1 protein-coding gene is annotated in these 5366 nt (G+C 42.1%); it reads left to right on the top strand.

Going from position 1 to position 5366, the window contains the following annotated elements:
* A partial coding sequence (locus BMW43_RS20755; protein WP_143050683.1) for a two-partner secretion domain-containing protein occupies positions 1 to 5366 on the top strand: 5366 nt, incomplete at both ends.

Below are 5366 nucleotides of genomic sequence, written 5' to 3'. Positions count from 1 at the left end.
AAGCTGCTGCCGTTGTGGTTAAAAAAGAAAATAGCCTATGTAACCATCTTCGCATTAGTCAGCCAACCCTTAATCGTGGGGGCGGAAGCGGTAGCCGATTCCCAGGCGGCCGAACAGAACCGGCCTAAGGTAGAAACTACACAAAATGGGACCCCTATTGTACAGATTACGGCCCCTTCCGCGGCCGGTGTATCGCGCAATATCTATAGTCAGTTCAATGTAGACCCGCAAGGGCTCATTCTCAACAACTCCCAAACGCTTACTCAGACTCAACTAGCCGGCTATATTACCGGCAATCCCAATCTGGCCAACGGGACGGCAAAGATTATTCTTAACGAAGTCAGCGGCCACGATCCCAGTACGCTGCGCGGCTATACGGAAGTAGCCGGCTCCCGGGCCGAAGTGGTCATTGCCAACCCGAACGGCATTACCGGCAACGGCTTTGGCTTTATTAACGCCAGCCGGGCTGTACTCACCACAGGTACGCCGGTCTTTGGCGGCAATGACAGTCTGGAGGCCTTTAGGGTGAATCAGGGGCAGATTACCGTTGAAGGAAACGGCATGGATGCTCAGCAAACTGACCGGGCCGATCTGATCAGCCGGGCCGTACAGATCAATGCCGGCATCTGGGGTAAAGAGGTCAATGTGGTGGCAGGTGCAAATCAGGTAGAGCATGACTCGCTGCAGGCTACGGTTCTGCCGGCCGATAACAACCGGCCGCAGGTGGCTATTGATGTCAGTGCCCTAGGCGGGATGTACGCCAACAAAATCAGGTTGGTCGGCACCGAGGAGGGGCTGGGCGTGAACAGCCAGGGTACACTGTCGTCGCTTAACGGTAATATGGAATTAACCAATGATGGAAAAGTTGCTTTAGCCGGCAGTATACACGCAGCAAAAAGCATCACCATACATGCGAGTCAAGATATTACCAATCAAGGGACAATATATGCTAAAGACGACATCCATGTGAACAGTGCTTCTGGCACATTGGTCAATACTGGTATGATTGCAGCTGCCCAAAATACGGATATATCTGCACAATTGATATCCTCGTCAGGAATCGTTGGTTCAGGCATAAATACTGATGGATCTATAGGAAATAGTGGAAACCTTAGTATTAATACAACTAATGGCATTGTGGCACAAGGTAAAAATCTGGCTGGGGGTAATCTTGCTTTAACAGGTAAGTCTATTGAGCTTAGTGGTGCCGCTACTTATGCTGGTGGCAATGCCAGCATAACAGCAACAAACGGTGATGTTAATAATACTGGGGGTATGATACAAATCAACCATGCATTAACGATACAATCAAATGGGAGTGTCCAAAATGATAAAGGTGTTAATGGACAAGCTGGTCAAATTATTGCGGACAAATTGACTATTGAAACAGGTCAACTTTTAAATCAGAGTGGCATTATTCAACAAACAGGTATAGATAATACTAATGTCATTGTAACCAGTAATATTGATAATTCAGATGGTACAATTATTACTAACGGATACAATCTATCCTTACAGGCTGGAGTAATTACAAATAATCAAGGGCAGATTCAACATGCAGGAAATGGGACATTATTAATTCAAAATACTGGTGAACTGAAAAATATCAATGGGAATATAGCTAGTAATGGTCAAATCACTTCTCAAACACAAAATGTTGTCAATACACAAGGTACAATAGAAGCCAAACGACAAATTAGTGTTAGCGCATCTTCCCTTACTAACAATCAGGGAACGATAACAAGCGAGAATGCCGTCTGTATAACCACACCCGGTACAATTAATAATCAACAAGGTTCTATATTATCCAATAAAGATTTAAAAATAACAGCGCAGTCGCTTAGTAATTTAGGCGGAAATATCATAAATCATGATACAAGCGATATGAATATAACGGTAAGTCAGGATATACAAAATCAATCAGGCATAATAGGAGGAAATGGAAATATAGGAATTTCCTACCAGAATCTGATTAATAGAGGTGGTAAGGTACAAGCGCAGGATAATCTCAATATTAGTTCCGCAGAAACCACTGACAATACTAATGGTAGTATTTCTGCTGAAAAGGATGTGATTTTTCGCCAAAATAGTGCTAACCTAACTAATGCCAACGGTAACATTAATGCCGGTGGCAATCTGGATGTTCAGGCAACGATAGTGGATAATTTAAATGGTAGCATTGCCGCTAATAAAGATTTAACACTACAAGCACAGTCACTTAACGGAAATGGTCTGGCTATTGCGGGACAGGACCTCGCTATTACACTAAATGGTAATTTTACCAATAGCTCAGTAGGTCAGCTCCGAGCCAATCGTAACCTGAAATTGTTGACTTCGGGAACAGTTTTAAACCAGGGTATCATGACTGCAGTTGGTAATACAACCATTGATGGCAATAAAGTTACCAATGACAATGCTGCAACTATGGCAGCAGGTGAAGATTTTAATCTAATCGCGTCGGAAGATGTGAATAACAATGGTCAATTGGATGGCAATCTTGTTACAATAAGAGGCCAGAATGTTAGCAACACCGGTTCGATGACCGCCAATAATTTGACGATAACGAGCAATAATTTGACCAATACTGGTGCATCTGCTGTTATAGCTAGTACCACGGATATTAACCTTAATATTGAAAATTCTTTAATAAATAAAGATGCTGCAACAATTTATAGCATGGGTAATACCACGGTTGCGGGGAGCGCAGGTCGGGATGAAACAGAAAAGCCTATTGATCGAGCCGTGTCGGTTCTCAACCAGTCCGCAATTATTCAAGCTGACAAGGATATGCAGATATATGCTAATGAAATTACCAATAAAAAGCGGGAATTTGTGACTGGTCAGACGGTTGTTTCACAAGCAAGTAATGGAAATCCAGGTCAATTAATTAATACTTCTTACGTCAATAAAAGTTTTTTTCCATGGGAGCTATCTGGTATGGTGCCTTTTGATGCAATTATTGTTCCAGTCACTGTTCCTGTGGGGACTTATTTAAAAGGGCAAGTGATCAGAGAAACAAGCATACTAAAGGATTCTCCCGAAGGCAAAATTCTCGCCGGAAGAAATATGACATTAGATGCAGGTAATATTAATAATAATCTAAGCTGGATATTAGCTGCGGGAGCTTTAAATGCCTCGGTGGATGCTTCTATTAATAACGTTACAATTGGTCGGACAAGAGATATAACCAAACTTTATCATGAATATACAGATTATTGGGCAGGGGTTGAATACTATTATTGGACTACAGAAAAAGTGTATGCTGGTATTGATCCTACTAACTATGAACCTATCTATGACGAGCGAAGGGTTTTTAACTCTGGTCATGCAATGGGCCATGTTTATAATGATCGGGATTTACCGTCATCAACTACAACTGAAGCTTTATCGGATCAGTATACCTCATTATATGGTGGTGGACAGTCTCTTAACCTTCAAGCCCATGCAATTAATAATATTGTCAATAGTCCAGTTGGTGTTCCTGGCAGTGACAATGCAACTTTACCAGCTAGCCAATCACCTAATCTAGCGGGAGCGCATGCAAATCATATAAGTATCACTTTGCCCACGAACGGACTCTATACGATTCATCCTGAACCAGAGAGTCATTACCTTATTGAGACGAATCCTCGATTTGCTAATTTTTCCAACTTTATTTCCAGTGATTATATGCTCAAACAATTACACATTGATTTTGATAAGTCTTTAAAGCAGATCGGTGATGGATTTTATGAACAACAGCTAATTCGTGATCGATTAGTTCAGCTTACCGGGAGGCAAGTCATTAACGGCTATTCTTCTTCTCAGGAACAGTATAAAGCCTTACTGGACAATGGAGTAACCTATGCAAAACAATTTAACCTTCAAGTAGGTGTCACATTAACTGCTGCCCAGATGGCGCAATTAACATCCGATATGGTTTGGCTTGTTGAGCAAGAGGTACAAGGGCAAAAAGTTTTAGTTCCCATTGTTTATCTTGCTCAGACAAGAGTGGGAGACTTAAAGGCCAGTGGTGCTTTAATGAGTGCCGATGAAGTTGTTCTTAAGTCTAATGGTGATTTGACCAATATAGGAATTATTAAAGCGAATGATCAAATTGACGTATCTGCTTCCAATATCATTAATCATGGAGGATCATTTGAGGGAAAACAAATTACACTTCAGGCAGATAAGAATATTGCTATTTCGGGTGGACAAGTATCGGCTACTGGAGATATTATTGTCAATGCTGGACAAAATTTAAAATTTGACAGTTTACAAACTAGTCAAAGAATTGCTATCCCATTTTCCGTAATGGAGACTACTACCAATTTAACGAGCAGTATTAAAGCTGGTGGAGATATAAATCTTGTTGCAGGACAAGATGCTAATTTAGCTGGTGCTCAGGTAGGTGCCGGACAAGACCTTACACTTACATCAATAGCTGGTAACATTAATATTAGTGCAGTTAAAGATGAGAAAATGATAGATACCAAGACTGGAACCAGCCGTAATTGGAAGCGAACTCGTACTGATGATGAAACCATAGTTGGTAGCACCCTGCAGGCCGGCGGTAACATCAATATTGTTGCGGTTAACCCTGAGTCTACGAAAACTAATGGCGGAAGTATCACAATTGCCGGCAGCAATGTATACAGTGACAGTGGAAAAATTTCAATAAATGCTGATAAAGACGTAACCGTTCAAGAAGCAACGGAAAAACACGAAAGCCTTGTTGAAAAACATCAGGTGAAAAGTGGATTTCTTTCGAAAAAAACCACGGATACGAGAGACTATTCTCTCATCAACCAGGCTGTGGGCAGTACCATTTCCGGGGATACAGTGGATATTCACGCTAACAATGATATCACTGTACAAGGTAGTAATGTTGTTGGCAGTAATGCGGTGGATCTTATTGCCGAAAATGATATTAATCTTACCAGTGCTGCTGAGACCGGAGCATCCGAGCACTATAAAGTGACTAAAAAATCCGGTCTTTTCAGTGGTGGTGGTTTAGGAGTCACAATTGGCAAGCAAAGTGAAAAACTGGATGTCAACGAAAAAACCTTGGATCAGGTGGGCAGCACAATTGGTTCGGTGAATGAAAGTGTATCAATCAATGCCGGCAAACAAGTCACGAGCGACGGCACTACGCTGGTTGCCCAAAAGGATATTACGATAACCGGCAACAACGTGAGCATCAATAACTCCGTTGATACTTATGACAGCCAGACCCAATACGAATTCAAACAATCCGGCATCAGTGTTTCCTTAGGCGGCGGTGTTGTCAACACCCTTACCGATACGGCAAGCCACGTAGAGCGCTCCAGTCAGGTCAGTGATGACCGACTAAAAGCCTTATACGACTATAAAGCTGCCAAGGACAT

This window comes from Propionispora vibrioides (genome assembly GCF_900110485.1).
GTDB classification, from domain to species: Bacteria; Bacillota; Negativicutes; order Propionisporales; family Propionisporaceae; genus Propionispora; species Propionispora vibrioides.
Note: the sequence above shows the minus strand (reverse complement) of the source record. Positions and strands in the feature narration are given on the sequence as shown.